Raw genomic sequence first — 18,018 nt, forward strand, 5'->3', positions numbered from 1 at the left:
GTGACTGCTGTGGATCTTAACGACAACATTTTCGTAATTGAAGGTCTTAAAAGGCTTGCTGACGAAGCTTTCAATCCGGAGGGGTTTGCACATGGCATGGACGAAGTAGTTCATGTTTTGGTCAATCAAGGTTCGGGAACCTTCGGGTATGGACACAAGGTTGTGGGCGACAGAAAGATAAACAAGGCTCGTAGTTTTGACGATGACTTTTCTCACGATGCGCTAAACAACTGGCTTCATGAGTGCAGGGCTCTCTCCTACTCCCCGGGCTCCGGAACGTGGACCACGGCCGAGGTCCACGTCTTTCCGGACAGACCAGGGAGACTGGTCGTCTTCGATGAAGAACACCTACCGCGGATGAAGGATGGCGGATGGTACCCGGGAGGTAAGCCTGCTGGTGCAGCTTCATGGGCCGAGCAACTCTATGCTTATCCGCGGACTGTCGACAACATCCCGGCATGGATGTGGGATATCTTCCGGGCTGAAGGCGTGACTCCGCCGATCTACAACCCTGAGTTCAGGTCTGTTGATTGGAAGAACCGGCGCCGACCGGTCACAGACAGAGGAACCGACTTTTCGATTGAGCCAACTGTAATCGACTCCTCGCTAGAGCCTGGTGTCTTCGCCAAAATCAGCAAGAAGCTGTTCGGGGCATAGACGACCGAGACCGGTCAGCGGTGCTGGGCCCCTGGAGCCAGTCGGAAGTCTTGCCACCTTCCGGCCCTAGCCGCCGCCGTCGGCCCTTAGATCCTGAGAAAGACGCGGCGTGCGCATCCTCCAGCGCACCGAGCTGCAGGACGCGGACGGGGGCCACAAACGCCAATAGAGAAGTTCCACACCGATGACACCGGCACAGTCACCCGGGTAGACACATACGCAGGGGTCAAAGGCGCGTGGTCCCCCGAACTGAACAAACCCATGCCCAACGTCACCTACAACGTCGTCGCCCAAGTCGATGGTGGGTTGCAGAACACGTTCACGCTCAAGATGGACAGCATCGGGCACCTTGAATCAGCCAAGGGCCACATCGTCTCCACGTTGGTCGGCGACATGAACCGTAACGGCTATCAGCAACGCAAAGCCGGCTGGCTCGGCGGCCCAGGCTACGACGGCGGACATGCAGGACCATCCTTCTTCGGATTCATCGGCGAACGCGGCGGCCTCTTCCCCCAACACGAATGGCAGAACCGCAAAGCAGGAACGCCCAATAGTGATTTCAACTTTCATGAGGTTGAGATGAAGGTCATTAACAAGGTGAAGAACAAAGTGACCAATGGGAGTCCCGTGGACCTGTCCTGGGACCTGTCCTTGGTACCAGGGCCACGAGCGGGGATGCCTGCCAGTGCAAAACTTACCTACTTCTTTGATGATGACGTTCCAACCATCAACGAGTTCAACAATCTTCCAGAGCTAGTAGGCTGAACGGGTGGGCGACATGAACCTTGATGCTGATCCCTTTGTTGTAGCGGGTCTGCGAAAACTCTCTCAAGAAGCCTTCGGGCCATCTGGTTTTGCGCTCGGCATGGACGAAGTCATCCATGTGCTGGTGCACCGTAGAACGAGCACTTTTGGTTACGGTTACAAAGTATCCGCGGGGCAGGTCATCTACAAGGGACGCAGTCCCGAGGATGACTTTTCCCATCAGGCCCTCAACGAGTGGCTGTCCGAGTGCAGGAACTTGGCGTACGTACCAGGGCTAGGAACGTGGACAACTGCCGAGGTTCACGTCTTTCCAGATGCACCCGGCAGAGTGGACTTTTTCGACGAGGAACACCTCAAGCGCGACGCCGATGGAGACTGGGACGCAGGCGGTCATCCTGCTGGTGCGCAAACTTGGATTCAGCAGTTGCTAGCCTACCCTCGCACCCTGGACAACATTCCGGCATGGATATTGGATATTATTCGAGCTGAAGGCTTAACACCGCCCGTCTACAATCCCCAATACAAGTCTGTGGACTGGAATAATAAGCGCCGCCCTGTAACCGACAACGGAACAGACGTTGATGCCGAGCCGATGGTGATCGACCCTACCCTTGAGCCAGGCATTTTCGCCAAGATCAGCAAGAAGCTCTTCGGCGCATAGGACGAATCACCCGTCGCCCGACCCGTGCGCGTCGTCGTCACTCCATCAACCGCGGTTGGGCGCCGCCCGGTATAGAAGGCAGCGATGCCGGCCGCACTGCTCGTTCAGGGAGATATCTCAGTGCCTAACTTCAGTAACTCGACCAACAGCACCAAAGTACAAGAGGCTCTGGTGAATCTTCAGACGGCATGCATGGGTTTAGGCGGTGACTTTACTGATGTGGACGAGGTGCTAATTACCCAATATATCTTTGCTGGTTATTCGCACCGGTACGTTGATATACGTAGGGCTGACCAATGGATGTTTACTACAAACCAGCGTATTCGTCGATCTGAACTGATGTGGTTGAAAGAGCTAAAGAAGGATGCTTACCAGCCGGGGATCGGGAGCTGGGTGACCGCTCAAGTGCATCTTTTCCCTGGAGCTTCCGGGTCTCTTCAAGTCTTTGATGAAGAAGTTCAACCGCCAACGGAAACTTCAGGACGCAAAGGAACAGCGGAAGTCATTTCCTCCGAGTTATTGGCATTTCCGCGGACGTTAGAAAACATCCCCTCTTGGATGCGGTCCATTCTAGAAGCCGCCCACATGTCACCTCCGCTATACAACCGGGAGCAGGGTACCGTTGACTGGAACAACAAGCGCCTACCAGTTACCGAGTCTGGTACGGATTTTTCCAAGGATCCTGCAGTCATCGACTCTTCGGATGAACCGGGTGTTTTCGCCAAAATCAGCAAGAAGCTGTTCGGGGCATAGACGACCGAGACCGGTCAGCGGTGTTAGGCCAACTACAGCCAACGACTCCAAGGTGAAGCCTTTGGTCATGACGGCTTTGCGCAAACAATGGACGAAGTTGTCGAAATCGTTGTGAGCCGGCCTTCGTCGCTGTACCTCCGGGGGCACATGGTTTCGGGGACGACTGTAGTGGATCGCGACCGCGGCGCAAGATTCACTCGCGAGGCGTTGAACAGGTGGCTTGATGAATGCCGAATTGCAGCCTATGTGGCTGGCAGAGGCACTTGGACCACAGCAGAGGTTCACGTCTTTCCGAACATTCCTGGAAGACTTGATCTCTACGACGAGGAACTTCTTGACCGAACACCCGACGGCGAATGGTACCCGGGAGCCAAGCCATCTGGAGCCGCAACCTGGGCACAGCAGTTACTGAGATTCCCACGGACTGTCGACAACATCCCTCCTCGGTTCTGGGAAGTTTTCCGGGCCAAGGACGTGGCCCCGCCGATTTACAACCCGGAGTTCAAGTCTGTTGATTGGAAGAACCGGCGCCGACCGGTTACTGACAGAGGAACAGACTTTACAGTCGAGCCAACCGTGATCGATCCCTCGCTAGAGCCGGGCGTCTTCACCAAAATAAGCAAGAAACTCTTCGGAGCATAGAAGACCGAGACCGGTCAGCAGTGCTAGGCCGCTGGAGCCAATTGGAAGTCGTGTGTGCATCCTCTAGCGCACCAAAATGAAGGACGCGGACGGGGACCACAACGCCAATATCCTGGAGAATTTCAATACCGACGAGAACGGCACGGTGACCATCGCGAACACTACGCCGGAGTCAAAGACGCCTGGTCCGTGGAGCTAAACAAGCCCATGCCCAACGTCACCTACAGCGTCATCGCCCAAGTGGACGGTGGACTTCGAAACAGCCTCACGATCAAGATGGACAGCGACGGGCACCTCGAATCAGCCAAGGGCCACATCGTCTCCACCCTCGTCGGCGACTCGAACCGGAACGGCTATCAGCAGCGCAAAGCCGGCTGGCTTGGCGGTCCCGGCTACGACGGCGGACATGCTGCCCCGTCCGCCCTGGGAATTCATCGGTGAAGGCGCAGGCGTTTTCCCCCACCACGAATGGCAGAACCGAAAAGCCGGCGCACCCAACGACCTTAGGAAGAATAATTTTTCTGACATGGGAGATGCGTATGCTCCCGGGGACCAAAGCCGGCCTACCTAGTAAACTGGAGCTTGAATATCGCTTTGGTCAAGGTCGTGCCACGATTCAGAACTTTCAACAACTAGACAGATGTGGAGAGTGTAGGCAGTTGACCTCTTACGACATATCCGATGCACCATTGATCATTCAGGGATTGGCGAGACTTCAGCAGGAGGCGTTCGGGCCATCAGGTTTGCCGTCGGAATGGCTTCGGTTTCGGCCACACTTGTTTATCACGTCTCGGGCACGTCGTGGCATGGATCACTGCAGGCGGAATCGGGCGTGAGCTTCATGGCCGGCGAACGTCGCTTCTCCCGCGAGGCCTGGAACGATTGGTTGGAAGAGTGCCGTTTGCTGGCTTACCGCCGTGGTGCTGGAACCTGGACAACAGCTGAAGTAGAGATCTTTCCTGACCGCCCTGGCCAACTGCAGCAATTCGACGAGGAGCGTCTCGAACGCGGCCCCGACGGGGATTGGTACCCCGGCGAACACCCATCGGATGCCAATGTGTGGGCAGAAGAACTCCTCCACTTTCCTCGGACTGTTTACAACATCCCGGCATGGATGTGGGATATCTTCCGGGCTGAAGGCGTGACTCCGCCGATCTACAACCCGGACTTTGAGTCTGTCGACTGGAAGAACCGGCGCCGACCGGCTACAGACAGGGGAACCGACTTTTCGATCGAGCCCACTGTTATCGACCCCTCGTTAGAGCCAGGTGTCTTCGCCAAAATCAGCAGGAAGCTGTTCGGAGCGTAGACGACCGAGACCGGTAGCGGCGTTAGGCCAACTACAGCCAGTCGGGAGTCTTGCCACCTCCGGTTCCTGCCCGCCGCCGTCGAACGTCAGATCCTGAAGGAAGACGGGTATGCGCATCCTCTAGCAATTACAGAGTGCAAACGCCGAGCCGGCCCGAAGAAGCTAGCCACCCGCGATCTCCCGCAAAGTCTGCAAGTGCCCCGCCCACACGTGCCGCCCCTCAGCCGTCAGGCTGGCCGATGTCCGTGGCATTTTGCCGGCGAAGCTCTTTTTGATCTTCACGAACTCGGCCTTCTCCAGAATTGAGAGCTGCTTGCTCAACACCGAGTCGCTGACCTGAATCGTGTCCCTCAGGTCCTTGAAGTCCAACGACTCAGCCTTCGCGAGCGCAGCCATGATGGAGAAGCGGACGGGTGAGTGGACGAGCTCGTTGAGCTTGTGCCGAGGGTGTTCTGCGGGTGTGCTCATGCGCGCAGCTCACGGAAGGCAGCAGCCAGGCCAATACCGGCCAAGGCGATAGCGGCAGGGATGTAGAACCAAAGGTTGCCGTCCCGGAAGAAAGAGGCTCCCACAACAAGCGCCACAACGTACAGCGCGAAGTACGCGATCAGGGACGTGAGGAACCGCTTGGTGAAACCTACCTTGGTTGACCTTTGAAACATGGGCCAGATGCACGCTGTGATCGCACCCCACGCGCCCACCGAACATGCCAGAAGTGCCGCGCCATATCCGGCGACCAGAACAATGTGCATCCCGATCATGAGCAGCGACCCCATGATCGCCAGGCTGGTGAACGTGACAGCCACCGGCCAAGCCGCCGCGTTGATCGAGGTAGCACCCACCGAGTCGGCCTTCGCCAGGAGTTCGCGCGCTTCTGCTGCCGACAGGCTGCCAGTGGTCTCGTTCATGGTTCCCCCAAAGTTGTGCTGATCAATTACCTCACCATAAGAAAGTACTTTCCAAGTTGTCAAGTACTTTCCCATGGCTCCCGAGTTACCACCTGCACCACCACTCCCGGTAAATTTGATTCCACGAGTTTGACCCTCGGTGAGCAACACCATTCGCGCGCCTCACGAAAGCAGGATCATATGACCGTCTCTCCCCTCATCTGGGGCATCACCATCGTCGTCATTCTGGCGCTCTTGGCCTTTGACTACTTCTTCCACATCCGGAAAGCCCACGTTCCATCGCTGAAAGAGGCGGCCGTCTGGTCCTCCATCTATGTGGGGCTGGCAATAGTTTTCGGAATCCTCGTCCTGATTTTCGGCGGCGGCCAGATGGGGTCCGAGTACTTCGCCGGTTACATCACGGAGAAGGCGCTCTCGGTAGACAACCTGTTCGTGTTCCTGATCATCATGGCGAGCTTCCGGGTGCCGCGTGAGGATCAGCAGAAGGTCCTGCTGTTCGGCATCGTGTTCTCCCTGATTGCCCGCACCGGCTTCATTTTCCTGGGTGCGGCGCTGATCAACTCTTTCGCATGGGTGTTCTACATCTTCGGGCTCATCCTGCTCCTGACGGCAGGCAACCTGCTCAAGCCCGGCGACCACGGGGATGGTCAGGCCAATAACTTCATCATCCGAATAGCCAAGAAGCTCTTCCACACCACAGATAAGTACGACGGCGACAAGCTCTTCACCGTCGTGAACGGCAAGAGGGCCCTGACTCCCATGCTGCTGGTGATGGTGGCGATCGGCGGCACGGACATCCTCTTCGCCCTGGACTCCATCCCGGCCATCTTCGGCCTGACCCAGAACGTCTTCATCGTGTTCACAGCCACGGCGTTCTCACTGATGGGCTTGCGCCAGCTGTACTTCCTGATCGACGGACTGCTGGACCGCCTCATCTACCTTTCCTACGGCTTGGCCGCAATCCTCGCGTTCATCGGCGTGAAACTGATCCTGCACGCCCTGCACGAGAACAACCTGCCGTTCATCAACGACGGCGAGCACGTTAACGTCATCGAAATCACCACGGGCCTCTCACTCAGCGTCATCATCGGCGTCCTGATCATCACCGTGGTGCTCTCACTGATCAGTCCGGCGGGCAAAGCCCAAACGGCCATCAACAACGCCCGCCGTCACGCCGTCGATTATTTGGACCTCGACTACACCGCCGACGCCAACGAGCGCGAGCGAATCTACCGCGCGCTGACGGCTGAGGAAGCGCAGATCGTACAGATGCCCCTGAAGTACCGGAACAAGGCCAAGGACGTGGACACCATCCGCGAGCAGGTGAAGGAAGCGCACCGCCAGCACGAGGCGTTCCTTAACCGCTAGGACCCGCCCAAGCGCTAAAGTCAGGCGCCCAGGAGCACGCTGATCTGATCCCGAATCTCGTCGCCAACCTGGGCGGCTGTCAGTTCGATGGTCGCCGAGGACGTCATGCTGATGAACATGATGGCAGAGATGATTCCGGCCAGCTTTTCAGCTCCCCGCGCCGCCAGCCGCTTGTCACGGTTCAGGACATCGACGACGGCGGCTTCCGTCCGTTGAGTGAGGGCCAGCGCCTCGGCATGGTGAGGCTCAGCCAGGTCGCCGAAGACGATCTCTTTCAGATAGGTTCTGCCGTTCTCAATCTGTACCCGGTTGCACTCAATGATGGGCCGGATGATGGCCATCACCGCGTCGAGCACAGTCTTCTCCCGGGCAGCGGCCTCTACCCCGGCTTCAAGCGCCTGAGCGTACTTGGCGTTGTGGACCAACAGCAGTAGCTCCGCCTTGGTCTTCGCGTACAAGAACAAGGTTCCCGATCCGACGTCGGCCTTCTCAGCCACCTGCTGGGTGGTGACTTCATCCACTCCAAACCGGGTGAAAAGGTCTCGTGCGGCCGCGGTGATGCGGTCAAGCTTTTCCTGCTTATTCCGCTCACGTCGGCCAAGTGTCTGGGGCGCAGGCTGCATTTAGCTACCGTATCAGCGGGCTGAAGAATCAGCGGGCCTGCGCATCAGCGGGCCAGGAATTCGAGGGCTACCGGGACGAACCTGTCATGGAACTGGAAGATGCCGCCGTGCCCGGAGTCTGGGTAGATGACCAGCTCACTGCCGGGAATCCTCCGGAGCATGTCGCTGGAAAGCACTGAGGGCACCATGCGGTCGTTATCGCCGTTGGCGATCAGCGTCGGCTGCGTGATGACGCCCAGATCGGCCGACGGCGACAGTCCCCACCGTTTGATGGCCTTTAGTTGGGTGTGGAACGCCTTGAGCTTGATGGGTGCCTCGCGGTTGGTGGTCCGCTCCTTGAGCCGGTTAATGAACGCCCTGGCGGCGGGTTTGCCGGTGGCATTCCGGTTGAAGAACAGGAACTCTTTGGGGTCCTGCCGGGTGAGGGCGCCCCGGAGAACGTCGTAGTAGGTGGTCCCCATAATCTTCTGGATGCCCTCCCCACCGGCAGGGCCCGTGCCGGCCAGAACAAGTTTCCGGACGAGGCCAGGGTGTTTGAGGACCAGCGACTGGGCAATCATGCCACCGAGCGAGAATCCGAAAAGGTCCACTTGCGGATATCCGAGGGCTTTGATGAAGCTCGCGGCGTCGTCAGCCATCCCTTCGATGGTGTCCGGAACAGACCCTGTGGATGCGCCGACACCCCGGTTGCTGAAGGTGATCACGTGGTGTTTCGCAGCGATGGGCTCGATGATGCGCGGATCCCAGTTGTCCATGGTCCCGGCAAGGTGAATCAGGAAAACTACCGGAACTCCGCCCTTGGGCCCCATCTCACGGTATGCGTAGCTGACGCCGTTGGCCGTCACGGTTTTTGTAGGCACCTGCATATAAGGCTGGTTGTGCTGTTCACTGCTCATGATGATTTGTCCTGTCGGTGTGGGTGGTTAGAGATGGCTGACGACGGTCTTGCCGCGGACCCCGCCCTTTTCCATTGCCGCCAGGACATCGGAGGTCTGATCGAACGGGACTACCCGCCCCACTACCGGTTTGATGTTTCCGGCATCGATGAGTGCTGCAATCCCGCGCAACTGCTGGCCGCTTGCCTGCATAAAGAGGAATTCGTAGGTGACTCCCAGACGCCGGGCTTTGCGGCGGATTCCCGAGCTGAGGAGGGTCATGGCGCCCAGCAGTACCGGGTTCCCGCCTAGCTGGCGTGCGAAACCGGCGTCCGGCGGCCCAGCGATGCCAATGGCCTTGCCTCCCTTCTTCAGAACCTTCAGGGACCGCTCAAGGTTCTCGCCGCCGAGGCTGTCCAAGACGAAGTCATAGTCGTGGAGAATCTCCGCGAAATCTTCGCTTCGGTAGTCGATCACCACGTCCGCGCCGAGTTCCCGGGCAAAGTCCATGTTTCCGGCGCTGACCGTAGTGGCCACCGTTGCTCCGAGGTACTTGGCAAGCTGGATGGCAATGGATCCCACTCCCCCGGCGCCGGCATGGATGAGTACCTTCTGCCCGGGCCTCACCGAGCCGCGCTCCACGAGTGCTTGCCAGGCGGTCAACGCCACCAGTGGAAGCGAGCCGGCCTCTTCCATGCTGACGGTTGCCGGCTTGATGGCCAGGTCCTCCTCGGCAACGGCGACGCGCTCCGCGAACGTTCCGATGCTGTCATTGCTGGGCCGCCCGAACACTTCGTCGCCAGGCTTGAAGGACTGAATCTTAGCGCCGACCTCGAGGACGACGCCTGCCACGTCATGGCCAAGAACCTGAGGCAGTTTGTACGGGAGGATCTGCTTGAACTCCCCCAGCCGGATCTTCTCGTCCAGCTGGTTAAGGCCCGCGGCTTTCACGTCCACCAGTACCTCATGGTCTCCGAGCACAGGCTCGGGGACGTCCTGCTGCTGCAACGGTTCTTTGTACTGCGTGAGGACGAAGGCTTTCACCGGGGGCTCCTTTGATTTTTACTGACTTAACTCAATTATGAGTGCACTCAGTTATTTAAGCAAGAAAAACCCCTTGATGGGAAATAGTAAGCATGCTTAGCTTGGTGGCATCCCGGCTCTCACCTCCGGCGGGAACCGGGGTCCGCCAATTGGACAAGGGAGATCACCATGGCAACCTGCGACATGTGCGGCAATGACTACGACAAAACCTTCACCATCACCCAAGGAGAGCGAACCGGCACCTACGACAGCTTCGAATGCGCCATCCACGCGATGGCCCCCAACTGCGGCCACTGCGGCTGCCGCATCCTGGGTCACGGCGTCGAAAACGAAACCGGCATGTTCTGCTGCGAGCACTGCGCCCAGCACACCGGCCAGTAGGTGCGGAACCCCTAAACCGCGGGCTTCCGCCACATCACGGCGAGCACCAGCACCACAGCGCTGAGGCCAAGCATCACCAGGACCATGATCCCCCAATTGGCCTGGTTCACTCCCGGACCATACAGCACACCGATCAACACGGTCGCAGTGATGGCCCCAAGGTACCTACACGTCTGGAAAATCCCGGCAGCCACTCCCCGCTCTTCGGGACGCGCCGAAACGTACAAGCCCTGGTTTGACGCGGTACTCACTACGCCGTAAGGAACACCCATCAAAGCAGTGAGCACGAACACCAGCGGAGCCCACAAAGTCATGGTCAGGAACCCCAGAGTGCCGGCGGCAACGGTCAAAATCAACACCCCGGTGATGAGTACCGGACGTACGCCGAACCGCTCAATGAACCGGACGGTCAGTGGTGTCACCACAACCGACAACGCCGCAAGGGGCAGCATGAGCAGGCCCACCACACCGGCGTCGTAATTCCCCGCCTCCTGCAGCAACTGCGGAAGGCCGAAGAACGCAAAGTAGTAGACACCGCTGAAGACCACAAACAACAGATAGACCAACAGCAGCGGCCGGTTCCGGCCGAGTAGGCGAAGGTCCAGGAACGGCGGCTGGAAACGCAGCTCGCGCCAGGCAAACAGCGCGCCGATCACGGTGGCGGCGCCCAGCAGGTACCAGCGGTAGCCGGGCAGTACGTTGAGCAGCGCCATCATGGCCAGCATCAGCGAGGTGACGAAAGCCAGGATGCCGGGGATGTCGGAATCGCGGATCAGCTGGCCGAGTTTGCCGGTCTCGCGCCCGGCATCTGCGGGCGCGGTTTGGCGGACAACCAACAATGCCAACAATGCGATGGGCACGTTGATGGCGAACAGCGCCTGCCACCCCACCAGGCTCACCAGAAGCCCGCCCACCACAGGGCCGATTGCGGCAGCGGACGTGTTTGCCATCTGGATCCGGCCCAACGGCCGAGTGGACGGCAAGTTGGCCAGCCGGCTCAGCGCGGTGACCATCACGACGGCGGACGGGTACGCCGTCGCGGTCCCTACAGCCATGAGCGCGCGGGCCACGCAGACCAAAGCGAAGTTGGGCAGGAACGGCGCGATGGCGCACGTCACCGCCACCAAAGCCATGCCGAACATGAAGAGCCGCCGCGGGCCGAAGCGATCCGCGAGCCGGCCCATGAGCGGTTGGCCCGCCGCGGACGCCAGGTAGAACGAGGTGATCACCCAGGTGACAGTGGCGACGTCGAGCTCGAAATGTTCCCGCAAGACCACCAACGCGACGGCGATCATGGACGAGTTCAACGGATTCAGCGCCGTCCCGAGGCTCAGCGCAGCAATCGCGAGGCCGGGACGTGGTTTCTTGGCGGTCACCCGTCTAAGTCTGCTCCATGGTTGCCTTGGGTCACGAAACCGGGTCACAGAGCGGACGGACGTGTTGCTTGGGCGAAATTTTTTGCTGGATCATCGGGGTTCGCTCACACACAAACGCCCGGGATTTCAAGGGGGCCCTTTAGTGGGCTGGGCGATGATCCAGCAAGAATTCGTCTATTCCTCGAAGTGCGTGGTGATCTTCCCCGAGGAGACAGCGGAAATGATGGACTTCGCCAAATGCCGGAGCTTGATGTTGCGATTGCTGGAAGCGGTACGGAGGATGGTGAAGGCCTCGTCCTGGCTGCAATGGTTCTGCGCCATGATGGCCCCTACCGCAAGGTCGATCACCGTGCGGGACTGCATGGCGGCGGCAAGGTCGTTCCGGGCGTCGCTCAGTTGCGCAATCTTCAAGGCAAGCCGCAATGACTTGGAGGCGTGGGAGGCGAAAACCTCAGCCCGCTCCACGTCCTCGGCGCTAAAAGAGTCGGGCTGCTCGGAGTATAGGTTCAAGGCTGCCCGGGTATCGCCTTCGACAAGGAGAGGGACGCTCAGGATGGATCGCAAGCCCGAGTCGGAGGCGGCCTGCACATACTCCGGCCAACGGTGTTCCCGGAGAAGATCAGGGACCATAACCGGCGTGAGCTTGTCCATGGCCGTGAGACATGGGCCATCAAAGTCGTTCTGAAGCTCATCCATTGCTCGGGCGCGATCGTCGCTGCTGGCCGCGGTGGCCGACTTCTTACGACGCAATACGGTGATGCCACAGAAGACGGGCGCTTCCGGGTGCGAGAGGCTTTCGGCGGAGAAAGCCGCGAGCTCGCCGAGAAAAGCTTCGACGTCTTCGCTGCCCAGGACTAGATCCAAAAAGTATCCATTCTGGAGAGCTTCCTGCTCAGGGCGGGGGTTGACCATGCACGTTCCTACTGACTGAAATGCGTCCCCAGCAGACAGCAAAGGAGCGAATATTGCCGCCCTCTGCAAAACGGTCTGGAAATACCTTATCGTCCAACGATCAACGGTACAAAGTGCGGCACGAGTGGTCTTGACCTGCGGATACATGAGTAAAGGAGAGCCATTTGTCAACCCCGGTAACGGTTTCACATGATCACTGAAGTAAGTAGGCTTACTAATACAAACCGAGATCCGTGATACGGACTATTCGTGCAAAGGAGTCATCTCATGGGCGTTGAAGACAGCATTCGCAAGGCCACTGAAAACGCGATGGAAGACCTGGCCGGCACTTCCGATCCCGTTAACGACGGGCAAGTCCCCGAGCCCGGCGAGAAGGACGACGACATCCAGGTTCACTCCTCCATCAGCGAAGGCTCCAACGCCATGGACGAGGACCTCACGCCGGATAACACCCAGCGGAGCCACACGGCGAGCGGGACAGCTGATGGCAACACGGCAACGCAGGGTGGCTCGAACACTGTAGACACAGACACGAACGACGCCGGTGCCCGCCACGACAGCCAAACGGCTACTGACGCTTCTGCCAGGTCCGACGACGTCTCAGGTCCGGCAGGGCTGCCCACCGACGATCCCGACGACCTGCGCGCCGACCCCTCGGAAGGTGGCGGCGACCCGTCAACGAGCATGGGCCGGGGCTAAACCAACAGCGCTGGGAAGCGTCCGCCGTCGAGCCTTTCATCGGCCTCGACGGCGGTGCGCGCAGCTCTGAGGCAGGTAAGCTGCGGGGATGCTTCCCCACCTCACGGCCCGGCTGCGCTTCCGCGAGATGACCATGGCTGATCTGGATTCTATGAGCTCCATGCTGGGTGATCCAGAGGTGATGACGTATTATCCGGCGCCCAAATCCCGGGATGAATCAGCGGCCTGGATCGAGTGGAACCAGTCCAACTACGCCCGCCACGGATACGGGTTATGGATCATTGAAACGCGCGACGGCGGGTTCGTTGGCGACTGCGGATTGACGTGGCAACAGGTCAACGGGCGGTCCGAACTTGAGGTGGGCTACCACGTTCGCCGCGATCTTCAAGGTTTGGGTTATGCAACGGAGGCTGCGTTGGCATGCCGCGAATTCGCTCGCGAGGTCCTCGGGGTGCCGCTCCTTGTTGCCATCATTCACCCGGACAACGTGGCTTCGCGGCGCGTTGCTGAGCATCTTGGAATGCAACAACTGGAAGACGACCTGGGCGGATCCATGGTGCGGACCGTGATGGGCGTGGAGTTCGGCTAATTGATGTGGCGTCCCCACCCGCTTTGAATCTTGGAACGCCCAAAGACAGCCAATTTCGGTTGCATTCTGAGGCTTCGGAGTTCAAAGAAGGTCAGGAAGCCACGCCGTTGGGCGTCACGCGGATTGAGAGTCCGGCTCGGGGTCCTTGCGGGTATCCAGCATGCTGATGATCTTGCTCTCCAGCGCGGCAACGGTCGCTTCCGGCAGGACGATCAGACCATCGAGTTCCTTGCGGGCGCGCTTGTACGCCGTTTGACGTTCGGCGGGGGTAGCGGCGGTGTCCTCAGCGATGCGCAGGAGCTTCCGTGCAGTGGCCAGCCTTTGACGCTCCGGGCCGGAGAAGTTGCTGTCCTTGATCCGCCGTGCTTCCCGTTCAGCAACATCAAAAGCGAGTTCGTAGCTGTGGACAGCTGCCCGATACTCAGCCAGCCGGGCCGGCGTCGAGATCTCCTCAGGCGTGGCGGGACGCAAGCCGTCGGCCTCTTTCTTGGCACGCAGGAACGCTACCGTGAGCGGTTCGCGAACGTCGGTCATGAGCGGGAAATCGATGAGGTTACCCACATCCAGCTCGTACTCAAGCCACCGGTGATTCACGGAATCGTGCGCTGCAATCAGCGAGACTACCTCGGCCTGGTTGGCTTCCTCATGCACGGCCAGCTGGTTCTGCAACTTCAGCAGCTCCACCTTGCGGCGGTGCCGTTCTTCGCTGGCCTTGGACCACGACCTTGCCCAGCCACCAGCCATGCCGCCGATCGGGAAAATGAGCCACCAGTAACTGCCAAGGAAGTCGAAGAGGGGTTCCACTGCTCCATCCTCCCACGCTCGGTCCGGGTCTCAACAGGACCCGCCAGATTGAGCACAAAGGGGGCACCAAGAGGGTTTAGTTCGTGATGTTGAGCGGCTTGGTGGGCAGGGCGCACGAAGCCCTCTCGAGCGGCAGCTCACCCCGGCCCACGCGGTTGTTCCGCCCAGTGTCATCACACCAGTCGACACCGTGGGGCATGGCATTCACCGCCATGACACCCTTGGCGGACTGTATAGGGATTTCGACGACGGCGCTGAACCCGCCGGCGTCGGCCATGGGCGCCGTTGTTTTGAGTACCTCTATCCCGGCCGCATCAACGAGGACAATACTGATCCGGGCGTCGGCACCGTACCGGGGATCGCACGTGGCATCAGGTGCGGAGACGGTCACAGTATCGCCCGGTTTGGCCGAGGACGGACTCACGGCATACTCGGGCGGCGAACACGGCGGCGCCCCGCCCACCGAGGGGCCGCAACCCGAAGAAGCCAGCATCACCATCGTCGCGGCCCACAACATCAAAGCCAGGCGTTGAGTTCGACGTGGGATTAGGCCGGCAAAGGAAACCATGTCCCTATTGTTCTCGTGCGGTGCCGCCCAAGTCCTTGGTGCTCCTGAATGACCACCGGATCGTTGCAGAAGCACCTCAAAGGTTGTATCGCTGTGATGACAGCCGCCGGCCGCCGTCGTGCGTTTCAGCGCACACGGACGGACCTTCCCGCTACGATTCCCGTATGGACCAGCGACTGCATTTCCTCACGTTCGCCACAAAGGACCTGGACGCCGCGCGCGCCTTCTACAAGGAAGGGCTGGGCTGGGATCCGGCCATGGATGTTCCCGGCGAGATCATCTTCTTCCAGATTGCACCAGGGCTGATGCTGGGCCTGTTCGACGCCGAAAAGTTCGATCAGGACCTCGGCGCAACTGCCCCGACGCCGGGAGTCAGCGGAGTGACACTCTCCCACAACGTGGGCAGCGCGACTGAAGTCTCCAGCACCATCGACGCCCTGACCGCAGCCGGGGCCACTGTGCTGAAGCCCGCCCAAGCCGGCGCTTTCGGCGGCATCTTCCACGGCCACGTCAAGGACCCCAACGGCATTGTCCGGGAGATCGCGCACAACCCCGGCTGGCGCATTGCCGACGACGGGACGGTGGTTTTCGGATGAGCGTCACACCTCCCACATTCGCTGAGGACGTCATTCAACAGGACGCCCGTGCGCAGTTCGACGCCTTCCTGGACGAGCACCGCAGGGCCCTCAACGAGTGCTTGGACGGACTCAGTGAAGAGCAAGCGCGCCGCTCTCTGGTGCCTTCCCGCACAACACTATTGGGCTTGGTGAAGCACGTGACCTTCGTGGAAAAGGTCTGGTTCGACGAAGCCATTACGTCCCGGCCCCGCAGCGAGATTGGCATCCCGGCCACGCCTGACGAGTCGTTTATTCTGGACGACTCGGACACCATTGCCAGCATCCGGGCGGCTCACCAGGAAGCGTGCGAAGCTTCCAGGCGTGCCGCCGCTCCCCTCGGACTTGATGATCTTGTACTGGGCAACCGACGCGGTCCGCTGCCGCTCAGGTGGGTGTATCTGCACATGCTGCGGGAGCTGGCTCAGCACTGCGGTCATGCCGATATTTTGCGGGAGCAGGTTACCAGATAGCCGCTTAGTCGCGTCCGCTAAAAATGTCAGAGCCCCGTGACAGGGTTCTTGTATGGGAATCATCGGGCAGATCGTGGCAGGGCGGCCGGCTTCGCAGCGCGCCTACGCTTTGCTGCGTCAACGCGCCCTGACCTCTTCCAGTGGACCTGCCCGGGTGCCCGCTTGTGAGCATGCGTTTAGGTACACGACGGCGGCGGAGACCCTCGCGGGTACCTCTGGAAACGCTGAGCTGCTTTCCGGGCTGGAGTCATGGAGTGGCTCATCCAGGGGCACTGCTGAGGCGGGCGCCAGGTCAGGAAGCGTGCTGACTGGTAAGTCCGTGGATCAGTCCGTGGATCAGGGAGATAACCGACGCGCGGTTCCCCTCTCGGTGGCTGGCCAGGGCGCTTCCGGAATGATGGCGGCGCCGCTTGAGCAGGTTGATGAAGCTTTGAGGACGCTTCGTGAAACCGTCATTGATGAGGTGCGGTTGTTGGGGTTTGTGGAGGCTGCTGATTTTGCGGGAAGGGTTGAGGAGATCTCCCGGTCGGTGGAGTTCTTGCAGATTGTTGCGGCGCAGGCGGTGGAACGGGCCCGGAACGAAGCACAGCAAGCCGGTGCTGCGCGGCCGTCGTCCGCAGGAGCAGCCGGAGCTATGCCGGAGTGGCGGACGGGCTGGACTGACCCGGTGCCGGGAACCGACACGGCGTCAGGTTCCGCCGGAGATCAACGCTCCACTCAGGCAGCCCAGTTTTTGGATGATGGGTATCGGGACGCGGCGCAGTTCCTTCGGGCACGGTTGCGGATCGGGATCGGTGAAGCACGGCGCCGGCTCGCCCTCGCCCCCAACCTCCTTCCCCAGGCGGGGATGACCGGCCAAGAGATCCCGGCCCGCCGCGAAACCCTCGCCCAGGCCGTTGAGTCCGGGCTGGTGTCCTCCCGGTCGGCGACGATCATCAGTACCGCCCTGGACAAAGTCCGGCTCCTCACCGATCAGGACACCATCACCCGGATGGAACACTCCCTGACCATCACCGCGACCGAAACCGACCCGGACTTCGTCACCACCATGACCAAACGCTGGATCGACTCCATCGACCAAGACGGTCCCGAACCTTCCGAAGAAGTCCTCCGCCAACACCAAGGCGCGTTCCTGCGCAACCGACGCCGCTACGGGCTGCACCACATCGAAATCTTCGCCACCGACGAACAATACGAAACCCTCACCACCGTCATGAACACCGCCACCAACCCCCGACTCACCACCAACACCGGCAGTGGCGCAGACAGTGACACCGCCACCGACACCGACGCAGGGGGCGACACCGGCACGGTCGCCGGGAATGGGGCCGGGAGTGGCGCGAAAGCCAGCGGTGTTGGAGCCGGCAAGGTGGGAGCCAGCGCTGGTCCTGAACTCGACCGCCGCTCCCGGGCACAGAAACTCCTCAACGGCCTCGTCGGCGCCTGCAACGTCGCGATGACCACCGCAAAACTCCCCTCCAACGGCGGCTACCGACCCCAACTCGCCATCACCATCGGCTACCAAGAACTCCTCGGACAAGTAAACAGCCACAACCAAGCCACCCAGCACAAACAACGCGGCACAGACACAGCGACAGGGACGGGGACAGATGCCGGTGCAGGTCTAGGGACGGGCACAGCGACGTTCCTGGGCCCGATCCACCCGAACACCATCCGCAAAATCGCCTGCGACGCCGACATCATCCCCATACTGCTCGGCAGCGACTCCCGCGTCCTGGACATCGGCCGCACCACCCGCATCTTCCCACCCCACATCCGCAAAGCCATCACCGCCCGAGACCAAGGCTGCGCCTTCCCCGACTGCACCATGCCCGCACCCTGGTGCGAAGCCCACCACACCACCTACTGGTCACACGGCGGCACCACCTCAACAGACAACGGCACCCTGCTCTGCAGCCACCACCACCACCTCATCCACAAAGAACATTGGCGCATCGATATGAAAACAGGCGTCCCCTGGTTCATCCCCCCACCCC

At 60.3% G+C, this 18,018-nt stretch carries 25 protein-coding genes; 16 read left to right on the forward strand and 9 right to left on the reverse strand.

Annotated features, from left to right (window positions below; translation table 11 throughout):
* From BACI9J_RS24395 to BACI9J_RS24415, 8 genes are all read left to right on the forward strand, one after another.
* Positions 1 to 657 carry a hypothetical protein gene (locus BACI9J_RS24395; protein ID WP_236558721.1) on the forward strand — a complete coding sequence of 219 codons (657 nt, stop codon included), beginning with the start codon at positions 1 to 3 and terminating at the stop codon, positions 655 to 657.
* Between the two features lie 261 nt (positions 658 to 918).
* Positions 919 to 1,422, forward strand: a complete 504-nt coding sequence (locus BACI9J_RS24400; RefSeq protein WP_236558722.1) for a DNA/RNA non-specific endonuclease — start codon at positions 919 to 921, stop codon at positions 1,420 to 1,422.
* Positions 1,423 to 1,426: 4 nt separating this feature from the next.
* Entirely contained in the window at positions 1,427 to 2,083 is a 657-nt protein-coding gene (locus BACI9J_RS24405; RefSeq protein ID WP_236558723.1) for a hypothetical protein, read from the forward strand.
* A gap of 84 nt (positions 2,084 to 2,167) precedes the next feature.
* A complete protein-coding gene (locus BACI9J_RS15945; RefSeq protein ID WP_201296595.1) occupies positions 2,168 to 2,836 on the forward strand; it encodes a hypothetical protein in 669 nt (222 codons plus the stop codon).
* An 87-nt stretch (positions 2,837 to 2,923) separates the two neighbouring features.
* Positions 2,924 to 3,478 carry a hypothetical protein gene (locus tag BACI9J_RS24410; protein ID WP_236558724.1) on the forward strand — a complete coding sequence of 185 codons (555 nt, stop codon included), beginning with the start codon at positions 2,924 to 2,926 and terminating at the stop codon, positions 3,476 to 3,478.
* 76 nt (positions 3,479 to 3,554) lie between these two features.
* On the forward strand, positions 3,555 to 3,677 hold the full coding sequence (locus BACI9J_RS24645) for a hypothetical protein (RefSeq protein ID WP_268891974.1): 123 nt from the start codon (positions 3,555 to 3,557) through the stop codon (positions 3,675 to 3,677).
* An 8-nt stretch (positions 3,678 to 3,685) separates the two neighbouring features.
* Positions 3,686 to 3,919, forward strand: a complete 234-nt coding sequence (locus tag BACI9J_RS15955; protein ID WP_236558725.1) for a DNA/RNA non-specific endonuclease — start codon at positions 3,686 to 3,688, stop codon at positions 3,917 to 3,919.
* A 313-nt stretch (positions 3,920 to 4,232) separates the two neighbouring features.
* The gene (locus BACI9J_RS24415) at positions 4,233 to 4,787 is read left to right on the forward strand and encodes a hypothetical protein (RefSeq protein ID WP_236558726.1); all 555 of its coding nucleotides are present in this window, start codon (positions 4,233 to 4,235) and stop codon (positions 4,785 to 4,787) included.
* Positions 4,788 to 4,949: 162 nt separating this feature from the next.
* Here BACI9J_RS24415 and BACI9J_RS15965 read toward each other — a convergent pair whose 3' ends face one another.
* Complete coding sequence (locus tag BACI9J_RS15965) at positions 4,950 to 5,255, reverse strand: winged helix-turn-helix domain-containing protein (RefSeq protein ID WP_159735234.1); 306 nt, start codon at positions 5,253 to 5,255, stop codon at positions 4,950 to 4,952.
* Positions 5,252 to 5,695: a hypothetical protein gene (locus tag BACI9J_RS15970; protein ID WP_159735235.1), complete on the reverse strand. Its 444-nt coding sequence runs from the start codon at positions 5,693 to 5,695 to the stop codon at positions 5,252 to 5,254. Before BACI9J_RS15970 ends, BACI9J_RS15965 begins: the two co-directional genes overlap by 4 nt.
* Positions 5,696 to 5,875: 180 nt before the next feature.
* Here BACI9J_RS15970 and BACI9J_RS15975 point away from each other — a divergent pair, with 180 nt between their 5' ends.
* Positions 5,876 to 7,063: a TerC family protein gene (locus BACI9J_RS15975; protein ID WP_159735236.1), complete on the forward strand. Its 1,188-nt coding sequence runs from the start codon at positions 5,876 to 5,878 to the stop codon at positions 7,061 to 7,063.
* Between the two features lie 20 nt (positions 7,064 to 7,083).
* Here BACI9J_RS15975 and BACI9J_RS15980 read toward each other — a convergent pair whose 3' ends face one another.
* From BACI9J_RS15980 to BACI9J_RS15990, 3 genes are read right to left on the reverse strand one after another with little or no spacing between them, the layout of a single operon-like run.
* The gene (locus BACI9J_RS15980) at positions 7,084 to 7,686 is read right to left on the reverse strand and encodes a TetR/AcrR family transcriptional regulator (RefSeq protein WP_159735237.1); all 603 of its coding nucleotides are present in this window, start codon (positions 7,684 to 7,686) and stop codon (positions 7,084 to 7,086) included.
* Between the two features lie 44 nt (positions 7,687 to 7,730).
* Positions 7,731 to 8,582, reverse strand: a complete 852-nt coding sequence (locus BACI9J_RS15985) for an alpha/beta fold hydrolase (RefSeq protein WP_159735238.1) — start codon at positions 8,580 to 8,582, stop codon at positions 7,731 to 7,733.
* 27 nt (positions 8,583 to 8,609) lie between these two features.
* Positions 8,610 to 9,605, reverse strand: a complete 996-nt coding sequence (locus BACI9J_RS15990) for an NADP-dependent oxidoreductase (RefSeq protein WP_159735239.1) — start codon at positions 9,603 to 9,605, stop codon at positions 8,610 to 8,612.
* A gap of 168 nt (positions 9,606 to 9,773) precedes the next feature.
* Here BACI9J_RS15990 and BACI9J_RS15995 point away from each other — a divergent pair, with 168 nt between their 5' ends.
* Positions 9,774 to 9,986: a hypothetical protein gene (locus tag BACI9J_RS15995; RefSeq protein ID WP_159735240.1), complete on the forward strand. Its 213-nt coding sequence runs from the start codon at positions 9,774 to 9,776 to the stop codon at positions 9,984 to 9,986.
* Between the two features lie 11 nt (positions 9,987 to 9,997).
* Here the strand turns inward: BACI9J_RS15995 and BACI9J_RS16000 are convergent, their stop codons facing one another.
* Together BACI9J_RS16000 and BACI9J_RS16005 are read right to left on the reverse strand one after the other, a co-directional pair.
* On the reverse strand, positions 9,998 to 11,362 hold the full coding sequence (locus tag BACI9J_RS16000) for an MFS transporter (RefSeq protein ID WP_159735241.1): 1,365 nt from the start codon (positions 11,360 to 11,362) through the stop codon (positions 9,998 to 10,000).
* 174 nt (positions 11,363 to 11,536) lie between these two features.
* Positions 11,537 to 12,274: an ANTAR domain-containing response regulator gene (locus tag BACI9J_RS16005; RefSeq protein WP_159735242.1), complete on the reverse strand. Its 738-nt coding sequence runs from the start codon at positions 12,272 to 12,274 to the stop codon at positions 11,537 to 11,539.
* 267 nt (positions 12,275 to 12,541) lie between these two features.
* Here BACI9J_RS16005 and BACI9J_RS24420 point away from each other — a divergent pair, with 267 nt between their 5' ends.
* Positions 12,542 to 12,973 (forward strand): hypothetical protein, encoded by a 432-nt coding sequence (locus BACI9J_RS24420; protein ID WP_236558727.1) that lies wholly within the window; start codon positions 12,542 to 12,544, stop codon positions 12,971 to 12,973.
* A gap of 88 nt (positions 12,974 to 13,061) precedes the next feature.
* A complete protein-coding gene (locus tag BACI9J_RS16015; RefSeq protein WP_159735243.1) occupies positions 13,062 to 13,562 on the forward strand; it encodes a GNAT family N-acetyltransferase in 501 nt (166 codons plus the stop codon).
* Between the two features lie 114 nt (positions 13,563 to 13,676).
* Here the strand turns inward: BACI9J_RS16015 and BACI9J_RS16020 are convergent, their stop codons facing one another.
* A complete protein-coding gene (locus tag BACI9J_RS16020; protein WP_159735244.1) occupies positions 13,677 to 14,366 on the reverse strand; it encodes a hypothetical protein in 690 nt (229 codons plus the stop codon).
* A gap of 76 nt (positions 14,367 to 14,442) precedes the next feature.
* Positions 14,443 to 14,757, reverse strand: coding sequence for a hypothetical protein (locus BACI9J_RS16025; RefSeq protein WP_159735245.1), 315 nt, complete (start codon positions 14,755 to 14,757; stop codon positions 14,443 to 14,445).
* Here BACI9J_RS16025 and BACI9J_RS24425 point away from each other — a divergent pair.
* From BACI9J_RS24425 to BACI9J_RS16040, 4 genes are all read left to right on the forward strand, one after another.
* Positions 14,732 to 14,899: a hypothetical protein gene (locus BACI9J_RS24425; RefSeq protein WP_209757276.1), complete on the forward strand. Its 168-nt coding sequence runs from the start codon at positions 14,732 to 14,734 to the stop codon at positions 14,897 to 14,899. The two genes, BACI9J_RS16025 and BACI9J_RS24425, sit on opposite strands and share 26 nt — an antisense overlap.
* 199 nt (positions 14,900 to 15,098) lie before the next feature.
* Positions 15,099 to 15,530 (forward strand): VOC family protein, encoded by a 432-nt coding sequence (locus BACI9J_RS16030; protein ID WP_159735246.1) that lies wholly within the window; start codon positions 15,099 to 15,101, stop codon positions 15,528 to 15,530.
* Positions 15,527 to 16,021: a DinB family protein gene (locus tag BACI9J_RS16035; protein ID WP_159735247.1), complete on the forward strand. Its 495-nt coding sequence runs from the start codon at positions 15,527 to 15,529 to the stop codon at positions 16,019 to 16,021. Before BACI9J_RS16030 ends, BACI9J_RS16035 begins: the two co-directional genes overlap by 4 nt.
* A 52-nt stretch (positions 16,022 to 16,073) precedes the next feature.
* Positions 16,074 to 18,018 (forward strand): HNH endonuclease signature motif containing protein (locus BACI9J_RS16040; protein ID WP_159735248.1); only part of this gene is annotated, 1,945 nt, incomplete at its 3' end.

Origin of the sequence: Arthrobacter sp. 9V, assembly GCF_902506065.1 — a bacterium.
GTDB lineage: Bacteria > Actinomycetota > Actinomycetes > Actinomycetales > Micrococcaceae > Arthrobacter.

Excerpts from the sequence above, each read along its gene's own strand:
- BACI9J_RS24400 (WP_236558722.1), top strand. The coding sequence starts at position 919 with ATGCCCAACGTCACCTACAACGTCGTCGCCCAAGTCGATGGTGGGTTG.
- BACI9J_RS15945 (WP_201296595.1), top strand. The coding sequence starts at position 2,168 with ATGCCGGCCGCACTGCTCGTTCAGGGAGATATCTCAGTGCCTAACTTC.
- BACI9J_RS24410 (WP_236558724.1), top strand. The coding sequence starts at position 2,924 with ATGGACGAAGTTGTCGAAATCGTTGTGAGCCGGCCTTCGTCGCTGTAC.
- BACI9J_RS24645 (WP_268891974.1), top strand. The coding sequence starts at position 3,555 with ATGAAGGACGCGGACGGGGACCACAACGCCAATATCCTGGAGAATTTC.
- BACI9J_RS15955 (WP_236558725.1), top strand. The coding sequence starts at position 3,686 with ATGCCCAACGTCACCTACAGCGTCATCGCCCAAGTGGACGGTGGACTT.
- BACI9J_RS24415 (WP_236558726.1), top strand. The coding sequence starts at position 4,233 with ATGGCTTCGGTTTCGGCCACACTTGTTTATCACGTCTCGGGCACGTCG.
- BACI9J_RS15965 (WP_159735234.1), bottom strand. The coding sequence starts at position 5,255 with ATGAGCACACCCGCAGAACACCCTCGGCACAAGCTCAACGAGCTCGTC.
- BACI9J_RS15970 (WP_159735235.1), bottom strand. The coding sequence starts at position 5,695 with ATGAACGAGACCACTGGCAGCCTGTCGGCAGCAGAAGCGCGCGAACTC.
- BACI9J_RS15975 (WP_159735236.1), top strand. The coding sequence starts at position 5,876 with ATGACCGTCTCTCCCCTCATCTGGGGCATCACCATCGTCGTCATTCTG.
- BACI9J_RS15980 (WP_159735237.1), bottom strand. The coding sequence starts at position 7,686 with ATGCAGCCTGCGCCCCAGACACTTGGCCGACGTGAGCGGAATAAGCAG.
- BACI9J_RS15985 (WP_159735238.1), bottom strand. The coding sequence starts at position 8,582 with ATGAGCAGTGAACAGCACAACCAGCCTTATATGCAGGTGCCTACAAAA.
- BACI9J_RS15995 (WP_159735240.1), top strand. The coding sequence starts at position 9,774 with ATGGCAACCTGCGACATGTGCGGCAATGACTACGACAAAACCTTCACC.
- BACI9J_RS16005 (WP_159735242.1), bottom strand. The coding sequence starts at position 12,274 with ATGGTCAACCCCCGCCCTGAGCAGGAAGCTCTCCAGAATGGATACTTT.
- BACI9J_RS24420 (WP_236558727.1), top strand. The coding sequence starts at position 12,542 with ATGGGCGTTGAAGACAGCATTCGCAAGGCCACTGAAAACGCGATGGAA.
- BACI9J_RS16015 (WP_159735243.1), top strand. The coding sequence starts at position 13,062 with ATGCTTCCCCACCTCACGGCCCGGCTGCGCTTCCGCGAGATGACCATG.
- BACI9J_RS16030 (WP_159735246.1), top strand. The coding sequence starts at position 15,099 with ATGGACCAGCGACTGCATTTCCTCACGTTCGCCACAAAGGACCTGGAC.
- BACI9J_RS16035 (WP_159735247.1), top strand. The coding sequence starts at position 15,527 with ATGAGCGTCACACCTCCCACATTCGCTGAGGACGTCATTCAACAGGAC.